Raw genomic sequence first — 17,326 nt, forward strand, 5'->3', positions numbered from 1 at the left:
ACGCAACCGTATGGCGAAGCTAACCTAGCGTCAATTCCGGCGTCGATCGGATCGGGGAAGCATTCATACGGGGAGGCAAAGCAATGCGCGAGACGATCGACAGGATTGCCGTGCTCGGCAACGGGCTGATGGGGACCGGCATCTCCGCCGTCTTCGCCATGGCGGGCAAGGATGTCGTCATGATCGGACGCGATGCCGGGCGCGCCGGGGCGGCGCTTGAAGTCGTCGGCAAGCAGATCGACGAATTTGCCACGCGCGGGCTGATCGATGTCGATCACGCACGGGAATCCCATCGGCGCGTCTCCTCTTCGGCCGATCCGGGTCATGCGGCATCATGCGATTTCGTGATGGAGGCCGTGACCGAGGATCTCGCGATCAAGACGGAGCTTTTTGCGAAACTGGATGACGTCTGTGCTGATGATGTCGTCCTCGCTTCATCCAGCGGCCAGCCGGCCTCGGCGCTCACCGCGAAGGTCAAGCGCCCCGAACGCGTGCTGGCTGCGCATTTCTGGTTCCCCGCGACCTTGATCCCGGTGGTCGAGGTCTGCCCCTCGCCGGTCACGGCGGAAGCGGCGACCGCGCGCACGATGGCTTTGTTGCGTGAGGCCGGCAAGGAGCCGGTGCTGATGCAGCGCGAGACGCCGGGCATGATCGGCAACCGCATCCAGTTCGCCATCCTGCGCGAAGCCTGGGCGATGTGGGCGGAGGGTATCGCTTCGGCTGAGGCGATCGATACGGTGGTGCGCCAGACGCTCGGGCGGCGGCTCGGCGTGACCGGACCGATCGAATCGGCGGAGCTCGGCGGGCTCGATACGCTGCACGCCTTCGCGGTCTCGCTGCTGCCGCATCTCGACGCGTCACCGAAACCGGCTCCCGAGGTCACGCAGCTGGTCGAGAGCGGTGCGCGGGGCTTTGCCAACAAGCAGGGCATCTACGATTGGTCGAACCGCGACGGCGATGCGCTGAAGGCCGCGCGGGTCGATGAATTGTTCCGCTGGCTGAAGAAGGATGCGGGCAAGTAATCAGGCGACTGAAAAGAGAGCGCGTTACTGCGCGCTCTCGATCATGGCCCGCCGCCGCCGCTCCAGCCACCAGCCTGATTGCTCGGGCCAGGCGCGAAAGCTCTCCGGCGCCATGGCGTCGAGTTCCGAGAGCGCCTGAAGCGGCCAGTTGGGATTGACCAGGGCCTCACGCCCGATGGCGATGATATCCGCCTGGCCGGCTTCGAGGATCGCCTCGGCCTGGGCCGCCTCGGTGATCAGCCCCACCGCCATGGTCGCGATCTCCGCCTCGCGGCGGACAGCCTCGGCGAAGGGCACCTGGAAGCCCGGTCCGCGCCTGACCCGCGCGGCGGTGGCGGAACCCGCAAGCCCGCCGGAGGAGCAGTCGATCACGTCGATGCCGATCGCCTTCAATTGCTGCGCCAGCCAGATCGTATCGGCGATCTCCAGACCGCCCTCGATCCCGTCGACGCAGGACAGCCGCGTGAACAGCGGCAGATGCGCAGGCCAGGTTTCGCGCAGGGCGCGCGCCACCGCGAGCGGGAAACGCGCCCGCCCGGCGAGATCGCCGCCATAAGCGTCATTGCGGCGATTCGTGAGCGGCGAGAGGAAGGAATGCAGCAGATAGCCGTGGGCGGCATGAAGCTCGATCACGTCGAAACCCGCCTCGCGCGCCCGCTGCGCCGCTTCGCACCAGGCCATGACCAGCGCATCCATATCCGCCCGTTCCATGGCGCGCGGCGTCAGCCAACCCTCATCCATGGGGATGGCGCTCGCTGCGATGATCTCCCAGGGGTGATCGCCGCGGGCGAAATCTTTCTCGGTGAGCGCGCCGTTGCCGTACCACGGGCGCTGCATGCTGGCCTTGCGCCCGGCATGGCCGAGCTGGATCGCGGGAACGGAGCCTTGTGCGCGAATGAAAGCGGCGATCCGCGCCATCGGCGCGATCTGCGCATCCTCCCACAGGCCCGGGCAGCCATGCGTGATCCGCCCCTGCGCCGTCACGGCCGTGGCCTCGACCATGACGAGCCCGGCCCCGCCGAGGGCGAAGCGACCGAGATGGGCGAGGTGATAATCCCCCACCATGCCGTCGATGGCGGAATACTGGCACATCGGCGAGATCGCGATGCGGTTCTTCATGGTGACGTCGCGCAAGGCAAGCGCGGAGCCGAGCAGATGAGCCATGGATGATCCCCTTCAAACGCCCCATCGTGACCGCCCCCCGCCCGCAGGCCAAGCCCGCAGGACGTTCATCGAAGCGATGACCGGATGGGCCGGGGGCGTATGCGGGGAGAGCATGGGATCATCAGATCGAGCGTCCGCCGTCAATGCATACGCTTTGACCGGTGACGAATCCGGCAAGCGGCGAAGCAAGGTAACCGCAAAGGGCGCCGACTTCTTCCGGCTTCCCCAGTCGCGCCGCAGGCAGGTCCTCAACGAGCGCAGCGCGCGCCGCCGCGGCGCCGCCTGCCTCCGCCTCCCGTGAGGCGAGGTACTCCTCCGTGCGTCCGGTCGCGATGGGGCCGGGGAGGATGTGGTTGATGGTGACCCCGTCTCGGGCCGCCTCGCGTGCTGGTCCCCGTAATGCAGCGATCACGGCAGCGCGCGCCCCGGCGGATGCGTCCAGCCCCGGCATGGGCCTGATCGCGGCACTCGACAGGATCGTGACGATCCTTCCGAAACCGCGTGCCCGCATATCTGGAAGGCATGCGCGAGCCAGATCCAGCATGGCGATTGCATTGGTTTCGAAAGCGACGCGGAATGCATCCGGATCGAGCTCCGCAAAAGCGGCGGGGGGCGGCCCGCCGGCATTGGCGACGAGGATGTCGATCGCACCGGATGCGAGCCGCGCGCGAACGGCAGGTTCGCCGACATCGCCCGCGACCGGCGTCACGGCAACACCGTAACCCGCCAGCGCCTCCGCCGCTTCCGCCAAAGCCTTTGCGTTCCGCCCGTTGATCACGAGCGCTGCGCCACGAAGCGCCAGCGCCTCGGCGCAGGCACGCCCGAGCCCGCCTGAGGCTCCCGTGATCAGAGCCGTGCGACCGGCAAGCTCCGGCCTCATGGGTTTCGTGCCCGTCCGGGCCATCCGAAAGTGGCCAGAGCGACACCGCACAGGGCCAGGGCCCCTCCGAGAATTTGTTGCGGGGTCGGTGTATGGCCGAGCATGATTGCGGCCAGGATAACGGCGAGTGGCGGCATCAGGAACGTGAAGATACCGGTACGCGCAGAGCCGATGCGCCTTACGGCATCGTTCCACCAAAGATACGGCAGCACGGTCGCAAACACGACGAGATATGCGATCGAGAGCCAGAATGACGCGGTTGCATCGCCCAGTGCAATCGCCTCACCCATCAGAACAGGCATGGGAAGAAGAAAAACCGTGCCGAATACGAAGGAGATCGTCGTATTCTCCGTCGCGCTGAGTGATGAAGGTGCGAATTTGGCGGCAATTGAATAGCACGAGAACGACAAAGCAGCAGCGACGATGACGAGATTGCCGGTCAGAACCGTGTCGTCGCGCAGCGACAAGCCGCCAAAAATAACGAGGCCCGCCCCGAGCAGACCGAGTGCGAGGCCGACAACGAGCGCCGAGGTGATCGCGTCACGAAATGCGAGGCGACCCAGTATCGCGGTGAAGATCGGTTGCGTCGTGGGGATGAGCAATGCGGCATATGCCGCCGTCGAAGCGGCAAGCCCGAGATGCAGGAGCAGCGTGTAGAGCGCGACACCGAAGAACCCCATTGCCGCAAGCGCCAGCCAGGCGCCACGCCCGATCTCCGTCAGGCGAGAGCTTAAAGGTGCTGCATGCAGATCCCGCAACATGACGCACATGGCCATGTAGATAGCCGTCGTCAGGATGAACCGCACGACGGCGGTAAGGGCGGGCGGCTGATCATGCAGTGCGATTTCACTCGCGACGAAGGTCCCGGCCCAGAAGACCTGAACCAGAACCATCCGCGTGTAGACACCCCCGTTCGCTGCACGCGCTCCAATCGTAGTTTCCATATGCGCTCCCCGGATTCCATGGTGCCGGATCAAGCCAGAAGTCCGCCATCGACGGTCAGGCAGGCCCCGGTGGTGAAGCCGCTTTCCTCTGCGGCCAAAAAAAGGATTGCATTCGCAATTTCCTGCGGTCGTGCGAGCCGGCCGAGCGGATGCAGAGCCTCCCGCCGCGCCCGCCCGGCAGCGCGATCGCTCTCCTTGTCGAGCGACCGCTCAGTCATGGACGTATCTACGATGGCGGGTGCGACGGAATTCACTCTGATTCCGAAAGGCGCGAGATCTGCCGCAAATGCCTTTGTAAGTGCCAGCACAGCGGCTTTGCTAGCACTGTAAGCCCCGCCTCCCGGCCAAGTTTTGAACGAAGCAACCGATGCTAAATTTACTATTGCCCCCCGTCGCATAGGGATCATTCGCTGCGCAGCGGCCCTGCTACAAAGAAATACACTATGCGTATTTACGGAAAATAATTTTTCATAATCCTCGACCGACAGGTCGTACATTTTGCCTGTTCTTTCGATCCCCGCATTATTTACAAGATGTGTGGGCGGACCGTAAACCCTATCTACTCTTTCGAACAAATCAGTCACATCAGCTTCTTTTGATACGTCAGTCCTAATCGCAATAGCATTTGCCCCGCCATCGCATAGCGAAGAAGCTAGTGCATAAGCAGATTCTTCATTTATATCTACTATTACAACATTTGATCCGGATAAAGCGAAAGATATTGCCGTCTCTTTGCCTATCCCAGATCCTGCGCCAGTCACGATTACGACTGCGTTTTCACCGAATTGCATCAGGTGCCTCATCTATTGTTTTTCGCAAACGTTTTGGCAGCAGGTTCCATCGCGGTGGAATAAAAATATTCAACGACGTTGCAGGTCTATCTGTATCGTTGTGCCCCATATGTGGAATTTGATCGGGAGCGAAATAAACACAATTTTCCGAAAATCGTTGTGTTTCGTCTCCGACGTCCATGCGATACTCGCCTTCGAGACCGATCCCGATCTGTACACCACGATGCGCATGGCGCGGCATGAGCGCATCTGGCTCCAACACGGAGAGCATGATCTCGAACCAAGGGCCGACGAAAAAGTTGAGATTCAATCCACCCTTGATATTTCGCGCGGGAGTCATGTCGAGAAATCGCACCTCTGGCGCACATGGAGTTGATTGCCCTTCCTGCTCCGGCCTAGGGAATCGCTTGATATCGAGGGTAATGGCCGTGGTGCTTCCGATATTCATTGCCCCGTGAGTTTCGCCGCCCGGCACCCAGTATGCGCCCTTTAGTGCCTCGAGCTCACGCTGCTCATCACCAACGCGCATGCGGTAGACACCAGAAAGGCACATCCCGATCTGGTGCTCGGCATGCTCATGAGGCGGGGCTTCAGCCCCTGGAGGCATTCGCGAAATCATTACTATCGTTCGCGCATCGTCACCGAGCTCAAAGACATCAGCCTCGATACCTCCGAAAAGCTTAATGCGCTCAGGCTTTGGAAAGTAGGAATGGTTCATGCGACCGCATCCGCTTCGGGTGATCTTTCATTGGACGACGCCTCGTCATCGCCAAGCAAAAAGAGGTTCCATGTCATCGCAATCGCTATACCTTTTGGGTGGTGAGCCATATGCTGTGCATGGATCGTTTCCAGATTGCACAATGCAACATCTGCTTCGCCCACGAGAGCGGCATTGGCCGCGGCTACCGTGGATGGGCAGGAAGAAATCTCGTAGCGGACGCCCGCGGGAACCAGTTGCGGCAGCAGAGTAATCGGCGCAGGGTGCGTGGCCACACGAATCGTAGCATTTGGCGATAGCGGGTCGATTTGCGAAGCTGACCAAGCAAGGTGATAGGGTGGAGTATCGAAGCAAAAACACCCGACCAGACGCGTATGCTGGCTCATGAAAAAACGATCAATCCCTGCATATGCACTAGGCACTAGGCACTAAGGCAAGGTGAGCACCAGGGCCTCCAGATTTGAGACTGGCAATCGAGTCAAGTATCATTTCGAATTGTGGATACAGTTTTATCTCAATATCTTCGCATATATTATGCAATAATGCCTGAGTAGCAATATGACTGCTCGTATTCTCCGGCCCTAACGTGTGTATTGCATCAACAGAAAAATCTGTAGCACCGAAAAAGCTAGGCGCGGGTGCAATTTTCAGCTTTTCGTTTTCGAGCAATCTCGCAGCATCAACGCGCGAGGATTTCAGTTGGCAATTCCCGTCAAACACATCTGCTTCCAGTACCATATCATTAATTCCTATGGTTGCCGTGCTCGAACCTACATTACTCCAAGTAGTGAGATCAGCAAGGCCAAATTTTGTTCATGTGCGCATTTTTTAGCCGCACAAATATTGAGATCAATTGTAGATAATTTATCTATTAATATACATTTATAAACGAATGCAGTGTAAAACTACAAAATTTCAGTATTAAGCCCAATGCCCTGCTTTAGAATAATCTAGAATAAATGATCACGCCGCGTGGCTGGTGCATAATGGACTTGCGGCAGGGCGGATGGAAGGGAGCTATCCGCGCTGACGTTTGCCTCACCCCGCCACACGGCTGACGCGGGGCCTTGCACCGTCTATGGCGGTGACCTCGACGATCTCGCCCTCCTTGACCGGGTCGTCGCTGACCACGGCGAAGCTGGTATCGGCGACGCGGATGCGCCCGCGTCCGGCTTCGAAATCGGCGAGCGCCACGTAGCGGCGCCCGATCATGGCTTGCAGGTCCTGGTTGAGCATCGGCGCGCCGCCGCCCTTGCTGCGGCGCTGGAGTGCGAAGCCGAGGCCGAGCGAGGAGAGCATCGCCACGGCGAAGATCAGCATCTGCCAGGCCAGCGGCAGATCGGGCGCGAGGGTCAGGATGAGACCGACGGCGAGCGCGCCGAATCCGATCCAGAGCAGGAATACCCCCGGTACCAGAATCTCGAGACCGGCGATCAGCGCGCCGGCAATGATCCAGATCCAGGGCGAATCGAACAGCGTTTCCATGGCGCTCGGTCATCCTCGTCTCGGGCCCCGGCGATTCGTTCACGCCGGGGCACAGCCTTCATACGCTCACGATTGCGACGGATTGCCGACAGTCTTGAGCAATTCGCCGATCCCGGCCACGGCGCCGGTCACGCCGCCGGCTTCCAGCGGCATCAGCACCAGTTTGGAATTCTCGGCGGCGCCGATCTGGCCGAGCGCCTCGACGTATTTCTGGCCGAGGAAGAACTGCACCGCCTGGATGTCGCCCTCGGCGATGGCCTTGGAGACCACCTGTGTCGCCTTGGCATCGGCTTCCGCCGCACGTTCACGGGCTTCAGCCTCGAGGAAGGCGGCTTCACGCAGCCCCTGGGCGCGCAGGATTTCGGCCTCGCGCTCGCCCTGGGCCTTGAGGATCTCCGCTTCGCGCAGGCCATTGGCCTCCGTGACCGAGGCGCGGCGGCGGCGTTCGGCGGTCATCTGCAGATTCATCGCGGCCTGGAGATCTTCCGACATGCGCAGATCGCGAATCTCGATGCGCATGATCTTGACGCCCCAGGGATTGGTGGCCTCGTCGATGATCGCCATCAGGATCTCGTTGATCTCCGCGCGTTTCGACAGCGTGTCGTCGAGATCCATGGAGCCGATCACCGAACGCAGGTTGGTGGTGGTGAGATTGACGATGGCATCTTGCAGGTTCTGCACCTGATAGGCCGCGCGGGCGGTATCCTGCACCCGGAAGAAGACCACGCCATCGGCGATCACGGCGGCGTTGTCCTTGGTGATCACGGTCTGTGCCGGCACGTCGAGCACCTGCTCCATGACGCTCAGGCGGCGCCCGATCCGGTCGATGAAGGGCACGATCAGGCACAGGCCCGATTGCAGGGTGCGGGTGTAGCGCCCGAAGCGTTCCACGGTCCATTCCTCGCCCTGCGGCACGGTCTTGATGCCGGCGTAAAGCACAAGGATCGCCACGACAACGATGGTCAGAGCGAAGATCATGATGGGTTCGAATGTCATGGTCGGTCCTTCGATGGCGTTCAGGCGGGAAAATGCCGATACGGGATCGGAGCGATATCGCATTGCAATGTTAATTTTTTGCACGGCCAGTGCCACATATCGACGAAAAGCCGCCTGTGCGTCCCGGTCAGCCCGCGCGCGCCAAGGCGGCATTACCGGGCACCTGCCGGCCCAGGATCAGATCAGCCGCCTTCTCGGCGATCATGTAGGTGGCCGCGCAGGTATTGGCCGACGGCATGGTCGGCATGATCGCGGAATCCGCCACGCGCAGGCCTTCGATGCCATAGACCCGCAAATTGTCATCGACGACAGCTGAGGCATCATGGGCGGGTCCCATCCGGCAGGCGCCGATCAGGTGATAGGCGGTGCTGCCGTTCTCGCGCGCGAAGGCGAGCAACTCGTCGTCGCTTTGCACCTCCTCGCCGGGTGACACCTCCCCGTCGCGGTATGGCGCGAAAGCCGGCGATTCCAGCAACCGGCGCACCAGCCTGATACCGGCCACCGTCACGGCCCGGTCCTCGGCATGCATCAGATAATTGGGCTGGATCACCGGATTGTCGAACGGATCGGGCGAGCGCGCGTGCACGTAACCGCTGCTTTCCGGGCGCAGCTGATAGGCGCCGAGCGTCATGCCGGGGAAATTGTCGAGCACCCCGGTGACGCTCTTCATGTAGCTGCCGGGGGTGAAATTGAGCTGGATATCGGGCTCCAGTGAAAGATCGCGCGCATTGGCGAAACCATAGGCGACAGACGGGCTGATCGCGAGAATGCTGGGGCGTCCGATCGCCCATTTCGCGATCTCGCGCCACAGCTTCACGCCGCGCGCCATGTCGTTGATCGTCTCGACGCCTTTGGCGCGTGCCACCAGACGGACCATGTAGTGATCGCGCAGGTTCGCGCCCACACCTTCGAGGGCATGGACGGGCGTGATGCCGAGATCGGCGAGGAGGCTGGCGGGGCCGATGCCGGAAAGCTGCAGCAGCTTGGGTGAATTCGCCCCGCCGCAGGTGAGGATCACTTCGCGCCTTGCGCGCAATTCCCGCACGGCTCCGCCGCGCTCCTGCACATAGCGGATCCCGGTTGCGCGCCGTCCCTCGAAGGTGATCGTCGTGGTATGGGCGTTGCAGCGCAGATCGACGCGCCCGGAGCGCAGCGCCGGGCGCAGGAAGGCCGTCGCGGCGCTGACGCGCCAGCCCTTGTCGATCCACCGCTGGAAGTAACCCACGCCCTTCTGCGTTTCGCCGTTATAATCCGGGTTCTTCGGCAGTCCGGCATCGACAGCGGCCTCGATGAAGGCCTCGCAAAGCGGATGCCGCCAGTCGCAATCGCTGATCGGGAGCCCGCCCTCGGCTCCGCGATAATGCGGCTCATGCGCGCCGATCCGCTGCTCCGTGCGCCGGAAATACGGCAACACATCGTCATAACCCCAGCCGCGATTGCCCTGCTGCGCCCAGCTGTCGTAATCGGCGGGCTGGCCCCGGTTGTAGTTGAAGCCGTTGATCGCGGTCGATCCGCCGAGCGTGCGCCCCTGCGGTATGGTGATACGCCGCCCGGCCGTGCCTTCGCCCGGTTCGGTGGCGAATTGCCAGGCATATTTCGGATTGGTCACCGCCTTGATGAAGCCGCCGGGCACATGCAGGTTGATATTGCGGTCGGGCGGGCCCGCTTCGACGAGGCAGATCGTGTAACGCCCGTCCTCGGAAAGGCGCCGCGCCAGCAGGCAGCCGGCAGCGCCCGCACCCACGATCACGTAGTCGAACGTGTCGCCATCCTGCTGCCGCGTGTCCATGCCGCCTCCCCCTTCCTCGATCCCGCTCAGTTGTCGAAAGCGCGCTCGCGCGCCCGGATCAGCGCCGCCAGCGTGGTATTGACCGGTGCGGGCACCCCGATTTCGGCCCCGATACGGGGCACGGCGCCGTTGATCACGTCGATCTCGCAGCGTTTGCCGGCCATGTGATCGAGCAGCATCGAAGGCCGCGCGCCGGGGATCTTCTCGCCGAAGGCGCGCACATAGGCGACGGGATCATCGATATCGACGGCGATTCCCTTCGCGCGCGCCACCGCATATGCCTCGCGCGCGCAGGCGGCGGCGACGGAGAAGGCATCCGCATCGGCGAGCACTTCGCCAATGGTGAGGCCGGTGAGCGTGCAGGTGCCGCTGAAGGCGACGTTGCAGATGAATTTCTCCCAGACGAGCTGATGGATATCCGCGAAGAGCGCCACCTTGAAACCGCCCTTGCGCCAGATATCGGCGATCGCCTCCAGCCGCGCACTGGTACCGCCGCGATACTCGCCGAGCCGCACGAATTCCCAGCCGTTATGGTGGACATGGCCCGGCTGGGGGATCGAGGCGCCGAAGCCGCCGACCACGCCGATCATGGTCCGCTCCTCGCCGATGATCGCCGCGACCTTTTCGGCGGAACCGAGCCCGTTCTGGATCGTCAGCACGACGCCGTCCCCGGTGAGGATCTCCCGCGCGGCCCGGGCTGCGGCTTCGACACCGTCGGCCTTGGTGGCGATGATGACGAGATCCGCCGGGCCCGCCTTGCGGGCATCGGTTGTGGCCGAAATCCGCGCCACGCGCTCGCCGCTCGCCCCGGAAACCCGCAAACCGTCGCGGCGGATCGCGTCGATATGCGCTTGCCATGTGTCGATGGCGACGATGTCGAGCCCGGCATCGCCGAGCAGCCCGGCATAGACCGAGCCCATGGCGCCTGTGCCGATGATCGCGATACGCATCCGTCTTCTCCTTTGCCTGGGGCCGCTCAGTCGGGTTCGGCGACGCGCAGATCGTGCACGCCGTGTTTTTCGATCAGCGCCGCGACGAGGCCGCCATCGCGCGCGGCTTTGACGAAACGCGCGACCAGCGGCAGCGCCTCGGCTCTGGCGATCGGCACCCCGATCGCCTGCTGTACCGCCATGAAGCGCCCCGGCAGGATCCGCGTTCCCGGCATGGCGCGCGCATCGGTCACGAGCCGCGAGCGCAGGCCCGCCAGCGCGTCGAGTCCCGCATCCCGGAAGAGCGTGAGCGCATCGTCGAAATCCCCGGCATAGACGAGTTCGGCATGGCGTAGATTATTCTCCAGCCACAAGGCATAGGCGGTGCGCCCGGTGACTGCGATGCGCCTGCCCGGTGCATCGATCGCCTGTGGCGTTTCGAAGGGCGCTTCGTCGCGCACGAGATAGCTCGCTTCGATCTCCACATAGGGGGGCGTGAAGGCGATCATGCGCGCGCGTTGCGGCTCGGCGCCGATCAGCCCGATATCCCAGGCGTCATTCGCTGCCGCATCCGCCAGCGGGCCCGGTGAAGGATAGGTCACGTAAGCCACCGCGACGCCGAGGCAATCGGCGAAGCAGCGCGCCATATCCGGCGAGACGCCGACCGGTTCGCCGGCATCGCTCTTGCCGGTCACGAGCAGGAAATTCGAGAGATTGGTGCCCGCGCGCATGACGCCGCCCGGTGCGAGCAGATCACGCAGGCGGGGGTCGACGGGTCCGATATCGATTTGTGCCGGCATGCTTGCCTCCCGCCCCGATCGCTTGTTTTCCAGGCTTCAAAGCAAAGGCTATCATCGGGAAGCCAGATCCGTCAGGTCCTGCTACCCGTCACAAAAGCGGCTTCCGGTTTGCCAGAGTTCCCAGACGCGCCCGGGAGAGGCAGCCGCGGCAACCGCATGCGATCCCGGCTCAGCCCCGCTCGCGCGCATAGAGCCACATCGAGAGCGGCGCAAACAATGCGGTCACGGCCAGCGGGGTGATGAGCGCCAGAGCCATCGCACCGAGGGCCGGCTCACCATCGAGCACGCCACGCAGGGCGGTGGTGATGTGGCTGACCGGATTGATCATGACGAAGGTCTGCAGCCAGCCGGGCATGGTTTGCGGCGCAACGTAGATGTTGGAGCCGAAGGTGACCGGCATCAGCACGAGCCATGACAGGGTCATCACCGTCCCCGGCGTGCGCACCATCAGCGCCACGGCGGTGAAGATCCAGCCGATTCCGAGCGCGAAGATGTTGAGCAGGATCAGCGCCACGAAGACGGCGCCCGCCCCGCCCTCGGCCCGGTAACCCATCACGAAACCGACGCCGAAGACGAGCAGCGCCGAGGCGGTATAGCGTAGCACATCGCCCAGAATCGCGCCCGCGAGCGGCGCCGGTCGCCAGATCGGCATGGCGCGAAAACGGTCGAACACGCCGCGCTTGATGTCCTGGTTGAGGGTGAAGCCGGTATAGATCGAGGTGAACATCACCGTCTGCACCAGGATGCCAGGAAGCAGGAATTGCAGATAGGCCTCGGTCGAACCCACCAGCGCGCCGCCGAACAGATAGGTGAACATGACGGTGAACATCACCGGCGTGACCACCACGTCGAAAGCCTGCTCGGGATTATGACGGATCTTGAGGATGGCGCGCCAGGCGAAGACCAGCGTGTCGGCAAGCGGGCGCGGCCCGGCGGGCCTGCGCGTGCCCGGACCGAGCGCCCGGTCGAGACGCGATCGCCGCTCGCTCATGCCGGCGTCTCCTCTTGATCCGGCCCGGCACCATGGCCGGTCAGCGCGAAGAAGACCGCATCGAGCGTCGGCTGGCCATAGGCGAAATCGACGAGCGCGATGTTCTGTTCAGCCAGAGCTGCGAGCAGTGGCACCGCCGCATCGGCATCGGGCAGGGGAATGGCGAGCATGCGGGGATCATCCGCGCGATGCGCGGCGAGATCGAAGCTCTGCGCGACGGAGCCCGCGCGCGCGGCCCCGGCCGGGTCGTGCAGCGTCAGGCGCAGGACGCCGCTTCCCACGCGGGCCTTGAGCTGCGCTGCCGTGCCCTGGGCGATGACGCGTCCATGATCGATCACCGCGATCCGGTCGGCCAGCTGGTCGGCCTCTTCGAGATACTGGGTGGTGAGCAGGATGGTGGTGCCGCTGCGCGCCAGCTGACGCGTGATCGCCCAGACATCGGCGCGCGCACGCGGATCGAGGCCCGTGGTGGGCTCGTCGAGGAAGAGCAGGTCCGGGCGGGTGATCATCGAGGCGGCAATGTCGAGCCGCCGGCGCATGCCACCCGAATAACCGCTGACGGGACGGCGCGCGGCAGCGGCGATGTCGAAGGCTTCGAGCAATTCGTCGCAGCGCCCGCGCGCCTCGCTTCCCGTGAGCCCGAGAAGCCGGGCGAGCAGCAGCAGGTTCTCGCGTCCGGTCAACTCCTCGTCGACGGAGGCGAATTGCCCGGTGAGCGCGATGCGCCGACGCAGCTGCGCCGCCTGCGCGACGATATCGTGCCCGAGTACGAAGGCGCGCCCGCCCGTGGGCCGGATCAGCGTCGCGAGCAGCCGCACGAATGTGGTCTTGCCCGCCCCGTTGGGGCCGAGCAGCCCGAATACCTCGCCACGCGAAACCCGCAGGCTCACGCCGTCGAGGGCACGGGTGGCGCCATAGGTCTTTTGCAGCGCATCGGTTTCGATGGCAGCGTTATTGGCAGATTCTTGTGCAGATTCTCGGGCCTCGTTCATGATCGGATGCTCGATCGGTGCCGCGCGGGCAGGGTGGCGGGTCGGATTGCGATGATGGTGCGCTGCCTCGCATTAAAGCATCATTCCGTCAGGTGGATACCGGCTGACGGAAAAAATGATGCGTCGAACAATAACTGAGAGCGCCCGGCCTGACCGCGTCAGGTCGGCATGCGCTCTAAAGCGTCGGTGCCCTTACGGCAATGCAAGAGATCAGGATAGAAGATCGGGATGGCAGATCAGGCAAGCTCGTACACGGATCCTGCCGGACGCAATGACATGGTTTCGTGGTGTCGGTGTAAAGCTTTGATTAACCGTGATTGCCACTGCACGAAACAAGAACTTTTCCAGCCGGGTAAATCAGAACATAATAGAACATAGATCGAACTTGGGGAGGTCGACATGTTCCGTTCCGTTTGCGCACTCGCCGCCGAAATCGCGTCACTGGGGATTTTCGTCGCCATGGTCGGCCTCTGGGCCATGGCCTTCGGGGTGGCTTGATGCCCACCCACGAAAAACCCCCTCCCGCCGTAGCGGAAGGGGTTCGGTTTGCCGCGTCAGCCGCCGATCAGGCGATGTCGAAGCGGTCGGCGTTCATCACCTTGGTCCAGGCGGCGATGAAGTCGTGCACGAAACGCTCTTCACCGTCATCCTGGGCATAGACTTCCGCATAGGCGCGCAACACCGAATTGGAGCCGAAGACGAGATCGACGCGGGTGGCGGTCCACTTGGTCGCGCCGGTCTTGCGATCGACGATCTCGTAGAGATTGTCGCCCTTCGGCACCCATTTCCAGGCCATGTCGGTGAGGTTGACGAAGAAATCCGTCGTCAGCGCACCGGGCTGTTCGGTGAAGACGCCATGCGCGGTGCCGCCGTGATTGGCACCCAGCGCCCGCATGCCGCCGACGAGGCAGGTCATCTCCTGCGCGGTCAGACCCATCAGCTGGGTGCGATCGAGCAGAAGCTCTTCCGGGCTCACCGCGTAATCCTGCTTCAGCCAGTTGCGGAAACCATCCGCGACGGGCTCCAGCGGTTCGAAGGAATCGGCATCCGTCTGCTCCTGGCTGGCATCGCCACGGCCCGGTGCGAAGGGCACCGTCACATCGTGGCCGGCAGCCTTCGCCGCCTTCTCGATGCCGACATTGCCCGCAAGCACGATCACGTCGGCGAGGCTCGCGCCCGCATCTTTCGCGATCGGTTCCAGCACGGAGATGACCTGCTGCAGGCGCTCCGGCTCGTTACCGGCCCAGTCCTTCTGCGGCGCGAGGCGGATGCGCGCCCCATTGGCGCCGCCGCGCAGATCCGAACCACGGAAGGTGCGCGCGCTGTCCCAGGCAGTGGCGACCATCTGCGAAATGCTCAGACCGCTCTCGGCGATCTTCGCCTTCACGGCCGATACGTCGTAATCCTTCGCGCCCCTGGGCACGGGATCCTGCCAGATCAGATCCTCCGCCGGCACTTCCGGACCGATATAGCGATCCTTCGGGCCCATATCGCGGTGGGTCAGCTTGAACCAGGCGCGGGCGAAGACCTCGGAGAAGTAGTCCGGGTTCTTGTAGAAGTGCTCGGAAATCTTGCGATATTCCGGATCCACCTTCATCGCCATGTCCGCATCGGTCATGATCGGGTTGAGACGGATCGAGGGATCTTCCACATCGACCGGCTTGTCTTCTTCCTTGATATCGATCGGCTCCCACTGCCAGGCGCCAGCCGGCGACTTCTTCAGCTCCCAATCGTAGTTGAGCAGCAGGTAGAAATAGCCGTTGTCCCATTTGGTGGGATGGGTGGTCCAGGCACCTTCGATGCCGCTGGTCACGGTATCGCGGCCGATTCCCCGGCTCTTGTGGTTGTTCCAGCCCAGCCCCTGTTCGGACACGTCCGCAGCTTCCGGATCCGGGCCCAGATCGGCGGCATCACCATTGCCGTGAGTCTTGCCGACAGTGTGGCCACCGGCGGTCAGCGCAACGGTCTCCTCGTCGTTCATGGCCATGCGCGCGAAGGTCTCGCGCACGTCCTTGGCGGTGCGCAGCGGATCGGGATTGCCGCCCACGCCTTCCGGATTGACGTAGATCAGGCCCATCTGCACGGCGGCCAGCGGGTTCTCCAGGCTGGCGCGGTCCTCGCCCTCGCCCTTGTAGCGGGCGGCGCCGAGCCATTCCTTCTCCGAACCCCAGTAGATGTCCTTCTCGGGATGCCAGATATCCTCACGCCCGAAGGCGAAGCCGTAGGTCTTCAGGCCCATCGATTCATAGGCGACATTGCCGGCGAGGATCATCAGATCCGCCCAGGAGATCCTGTTGCCGTATTTCTTCTTGACCGGCCAGAGCAGGCGGCGCGCCTTGTCGAGATTGACGTTGTCGGGCCAGGAATTGAGCGGCGCAAAGCGCTGGTTGCCGGTGCCGCCGCCGCCGCGTCCATCGGCGATGCGGTAGGAGCCGGCAGCGTGCCAGGCCATCCGGATCATCAGACCGCCGTAATGGCCCCAATCGGCCGGCCACCATTCCTGGCTGTCGGTCATCAGCGCCTTGAGGTCCTGTTTCAGGGCCGTGACGTCGAGCTTCCTGACCTCTTCACGATAGTTGAAACCCTTCAGCGGGTTCGTCTTGGTGTCGTGCTGGTGCAGGATGTCGAGATTGAGCGCGTTGGGCCACCAATCCATCACCGTGGTGCTGGTCGAGGTCAGGGCCCCGTGCATGACCGGGCATTTGCCGCTCGTCGGCTTGTCGATACCATCCATCTGTCTTCCTCCTCAGCTGGTTCCGGCGCGACCGCGCTTGATCGCACGGATTCGCGGCGAGACTGTGCAGATCGCGACATCGTCCGGGGGAAACGTTCTGCGACCTGTTTCGAAAGGTTCCTAACACGCCTGTATCATAAAAAGAATTTGCATTTTCTTATCGACACGATAGGTTGAGCTTATGAATGCGATTACCCTCAAGCATCTGCGCTATTTCGATGCGCTGGCCCGACACGGGCATTTCGGTCGCGCGGCGGAGGCTTGCGCCATCTCGCAGCCGGCGCTCTCGCTGCAGATGAAGGAACTCGAGGAACTGCTCGGCGCGCAGCTGATCGAGCGCGGGGCGCGCCAGATCCGGCTCACCGGGCTGGGCGAGGCGCTGGTCATGCGCGCCCGCGATATCCTGCGTGGGGTCGACGAACTCGGCGATCTCGCCCGCGCCTCCTACAGCCCGCTGACGGGGCGGCTGCGCCTCGGCGTGATCCCGACCATCGCGCCCTATCTCCTGCCGCAGATCATCACCCGGCTCGCGGCGCGCTTTCCCTTGCTCGACCTGCGCCCGCGCGAGGCGGTGACCCACAAGCTGGTCGAAGATCTGATCGAGGGGCGGCTCGACACCGCGATCGTCGCCCTGCCGGTCTCTGAACCGTCGCTGCACGAGGAGCCGCTCTTTGCGGAGGAATTCGTGCTGGTGCGCCGGGAGGCGGAGGCGGGCAAACCGGTGCCCAATGTCGAGAGCCTGCGCGAGATGCGGCTCCTGCTCCTGGAGGAGGGGCACTGCTTTCGCGAGCAGGCGCTCTCGTTCTGCGCAGGGTCGGGCGCCGTGCCGCGCGATCTGATGGAGGGCTCGGCGCTCTCGACGCTCGTGCAGATGGTCGGCGCCGGCATCGGCGTCACGCTGATCCCGCAAATGGCGGTCGCGATCGAGACCCGCTCCGCGCCGGTTTCCGTTGCCCGCTTCGATACGCCGGCGCCAACGCGCCGGATCGGCATGATCTGGCGCCGCACGACGCCGCTTTCCGATCAACTGGCGGAAGTGGCGCGGATCGTGCGCATGGCAGCGACCGGAGGCCCGCAGGCGTAAGCGCGGC

Annotated in this window: 17 protein-coding genes; 2 read left to right on the plus strand and 15 right to left on the minus strand. The window is 63.5% G+C overall.

The genetic code is table 11. The annotated features are described in order from the left end of the window. Positions 1-83: 83 nt before the first annotated feature. On the plus strand, positions 84-1,022 hold the full coding sequence (locus GA0071312_RS05375) for a 3-hydroxyacyl-CoA dehydrogenase family protein (RefSeq protein ID WP_074443886.1): 939 nt from the start codon (positions 84-86) through the stop codon (positions 1,020-1,022). Between the two features lie 24 nt (positions 1,023-1,046). Here the strand turns inward: GA0071312_RS05375 and GA0071312_RS05380 are convergent, their stop codons facing one another. The 15 genes from GA0071312_RS05380 to katG all read right to left on the minus strand — a co-directional run bounded on the left by GA0071312_RS05380 (position 1,047) and on the right by katG (position 16,235). Beyond that, the gene (locus GA0071312_RS05380) at positions 1,047-2,186 is read right to left on the minus strand and encodes an NADH:flavin oxidoreductase/NADH oxidase (protein ID WP_074443887.1); all 1,140 of its coding nucleotides are present in this window, start codon (positions 2,184-2,186) and stop codon (positions 1,047-1,049) included. A 121-nt stretch (positions 2,187-2,307) separates the two neighbouring features. Continuing rightward, positions 2,308-3,066, minus strand: a complete 759-nt coding sequence (locus tag GA0071312_RS05385; RefSeq protein WP_074443888.1) for an SDR family oxidoreductase — start codon at positions 3,064-3,066, stop codon at positions 2,308-2,310. Further along, on the minus strand, positions 3,063-4,010 hold the full coding sequence (locus GA0071312_RS05390; RefSeq protein ID WP_074443889.1) for a DMT family transporter: 948 nt from the start codon (positions 4,008-4,010) through the stop codon (positions 3,063-3,065). The genes GA0071312_RS05385 and GA0071312_RS05390 overlap by 4 nt, the downstream gene beginning before the upstream one ends. Before the next feature lie 29 nt (positions 4,011-4,039). Next, entirely contained in the window at positions 4,040-4,801 is a 762-nt protein-coding gene (locus GA0071312_RS05395; protein WP_074444253.1) for an SDR family NAD(P)-dependent oxidoreductase, read from the minus strand. Next, the gene (locus GA0071312_RS05400) at positions 4,788-5,519 is read right to left on the minus strand and encodes a cupin domain-containing protein (RefSeq protein WP_074443890.1); all 732 of its coding nucleotides are present in this window, start codon (positions 5,517-5,519) and stop codon (positions 4,788-4,790) included. The genes GA0071312_RS05395 and GA0071312_RS05400 overlap by 14 nt, the downstream gene beginning before the upstream one ends. Continuing rightward, positions 5,516-5,905: a hypothetical protein gene (locus GA0071312_RS19580; protein WP_131817712.1), complete on the minus strand. Its 390-nt coding sequence runs from the start codon at positions 5,903-5,905 to the stop codon at positions 5,516-5,518. The genes GA0071312_RS05400 and GA0071312_RS19580 overlap by 4 nt, the downstream gene beginning before the upstream one ends. Positions 5,906-5,933: 28 nt before the next feature. Further along, a complete protein-coding gene (locus GA0071312_RS19585) occupies positions 5,934-6,257 on the minus strand; it encodes a hypothetical protein (RefSeq protein ID WP_131817713.1) in 324 nt (107 codons plus the stop codon). Between the two features lie 300 nt (positions 6,258-6,557). Beyond that, positions 6,558-7,004 carry an NfeD family protein gene (locus GA0071312_RS05405; RefSeq protein ID WP_074443891.1) on the minus strand — a complete coding sequence of 149 codons (447 nt, stop codon included), beginning with the start codon at positions 7,002-7,004 and terminating at the stop codon, positions 6,558-6,560. 66 nt (positions 7,005-7,070) lie between these two features. Beyond that, positions 7,071-8,000 carry an SPFH domain-containing protein gene (locus tag GA0071312_RS05410; protein ID WP_074444254.1) on the minus strand — a complete coding sequence of 310 codons (930 nt, stop codon included), beginning with the start codon at positions 7,998-8,000 and terminating at the stop codon, positions 7,071-7,073. A gap of 127 nt (positions 8,001-8,127) precedes the next feature. After that, positions 8,128-9,789 carry a GMC family oxidoreductase gene (locus GA0071312_RS05415; protein ID WP_074443892.1) on the minus strand — a complete coding sequence of 554 codons (1,662 nt, stop codon included), beginning with the start codon at positions 9,787-9,789 and terminating at the stop codon, positions 8,128-8,130. A 26-nt stretch (positions 9,790-9,815) separates the two neighbouring features. Continuing rightward, complete coding sequence (locus tag GA0071312_RS05420; protein ID WP_074443893.1) at positions 9,816-10,739, minus strand: ketopantoate reductase family protein; 924 nt, start codon at positions 10,737-10,739, stop codon at positions 9,816-9,818. Between the two features lie 26 nt (positions 10,740-10,765). Further along, entirely contained in the window at positions 10,766-11,518 is a 753-nt protein-coding gene (locus GA0071312_RS05425; protein ID WP_074443894.1) for a transporter substrate-binding domain-containing protein, read from the minus strand. 169 nt (positions 11,519-11,687) lie between these two features. Beyond that, positions 11,688-12,509, minus strand: coding sequence for an ABC transporter permease (locus GA0071312_RS05430; protein ID WP_074443895.1), 822 nt, complete (start codon positions 12,507-12,509; stop codon positions 11,688-11,690). Next, positions 12,506-13,501 carry an ATP-binding cassette domain-containing protein gene (locus GA0071312_RS05435; RefSeq protein WP_074443896.1) on the minus strand — a complete coding sequence of 332 codons (996 nt, stop codon included), beginning with the start codon at positions 13,499-13,501 and terminating at the stop codon, positions 12,506-12,508. The genes GA0071312_RS05430 and GA0071312_RS05435 overlap by 4 nt, the downstream gene beginning before the upstream one ends. 565 nt (positions 13,502-14,066) lie before the next feature. After that, positions 14,067-16,235, minus strand: coding sequence for a catalase/peroxidase HPI (gene katG / locus GA0071312_RS05440; RefSeq protein WP_074443897.1), 2,169 nt, complete (start codon positions 16,233-16,235; stop codon positions 14,067-14,069). Positions 16,236-16,416: 181 nt separating this feature from the next. On the opposite strand from katG, the gene GA0071312_RS05445 reads away from it, so the two are divergent. Next, entirely contained in the window at positions 16,417-17,319 is a 903-nt protein-coding gene (locus GA0071312_RS05445) for a hydrogen peroxide-inducible genes activator (RefSeq protein WP_074443898.1), read from the plus strand. The last annotated feature ends 7 nt before the right edge of the window (positions 17,320-17,326 follow it).

The sequence above is a fragment of the Saliniramus fredricksonii genome (genome assembly GCF_900094735.1).
Lineage (GTDB): Bacteria > Pseudomonadota > Alphaproteobacteria > Rhizobiales > Beijerinckiaceae > Saliniramus > Saliniramus fredricksonii.

Coding starts and splice junctions, on each gene's coding strand:
- GA0071312_RS05375 (WP_074443886.1), top strand. CDS start 84: ATGCGCGAGACGATCGACAGGATTGCCGTGCTCGGCAACGGGCTGATG.
- GA0071312_RS05380 (WP_074443887.1), bottom strand. CDS start 2,186: ATGGCTCATCTGCTCGGCTCCGCGCTTGCCTTGCGCGACGTCACCATG.
- GA0071312_RS05385 (WP_074443888.1), bottom strand. CDS start 3,066: ATGAGGCCGGAGCTTGCCGGTCGCACGGCTCTGATCACGGGAGCCTCA.
- GA0071312_RS05390 (WP_074443889.1), bottom strand. CDS start 4,010: ATGGAAACTACGATTGGAGCGCGTGCAGCGAACGGGGGTGTCTACACG.
- GA0071312_RS05395 (WP_074444253.1), bottom strand. CDS start 4,801: ATGCAATTCGGTGAAAACGCAGTCGTAATCGTGACTGGCGCAGGATCT.
- GA0071312_RS05400 (WP_074443890.1), bottom strand. CDS start 5,519: ATGAACCATTCCTACTTTCCAAAGCCTGAGCGCATTAAGCTTTTCGGA.
- GA0071312_RS19580 (WP_131817712.1), bottom strand. CDS start 5,905: ATGAGCCAGCATACGCGTCTGGTCGGGTGTTTTTGCTTCGATACTCCA.
- GA0071312_RS19585 (WP_131817713.1), bottom strand. CDS start 6,257: ATGGTACTGGAAGCAGATGTGTTTGACGGGAATTGCCAACTGAAATCC.
- GA0071312_RS05405 (WP_074443891.1), bottom strand. CDS start 7,004: ATGGAAACGCTGTTCGATTCGCCCTGGATCTGGATCATTGCCGGCGCG.
- GA0071312_RS05410 (WP_074444254.1), bottom strand. CDS start 8,000: ATGACATTCGAACCCATCATGATCTTCGCTCTGACCATCGTTGTCGTG.
- GA0071312_RS05415 (WP_074443892.1), bottom strand. CDS start 9,789: ATGGACACGCGGCAGCAGGATGGCGACACGTTCGACTACGTGATCGTG.
- GA0071312_RS05420 (WP_074443893.1), bottom strand. CDS start 10,739: ATGCGTATCGCGATCATCGGCACAGGCGCCATGGGCTCGGTCTATGCC.
- GA0071312_RS05425 (WP_074443894.1), bottom strand. CDS start 11,518: ATGCCGGCACAAATCGATATCGGACCCGTCGACCCCCGCCTGCGTGAT.
- GA0071312_RS05430 (WP_074443895.1), bottom strand. CDS start 12,509: ATGAGCGAGCGGCGATCGCGTCTCGACCGGGCGCTCGGTCCGGGCACG.
- GA0071312_RS05435 (WP_074443896.1), bottom strand. CDS start 13,501: ATGAACGAGGCCCGAGAATCTGCACAAGAATCTGCCAATAACGCTGCC.
- katG (WP_074443897.1), bottom strand. CDS start 16,235: ATGGATGGTATCGACAAGCCGACGAGCGGCAAATGCCCGGTCATGCAC.
- GA0071312_RS05445 (WP_074443898.1), top strand. CDS start 16,417: ATGAATGCGATTACCCTCAAGCATCTGCGCTATTTCGATGCGCTGGCC.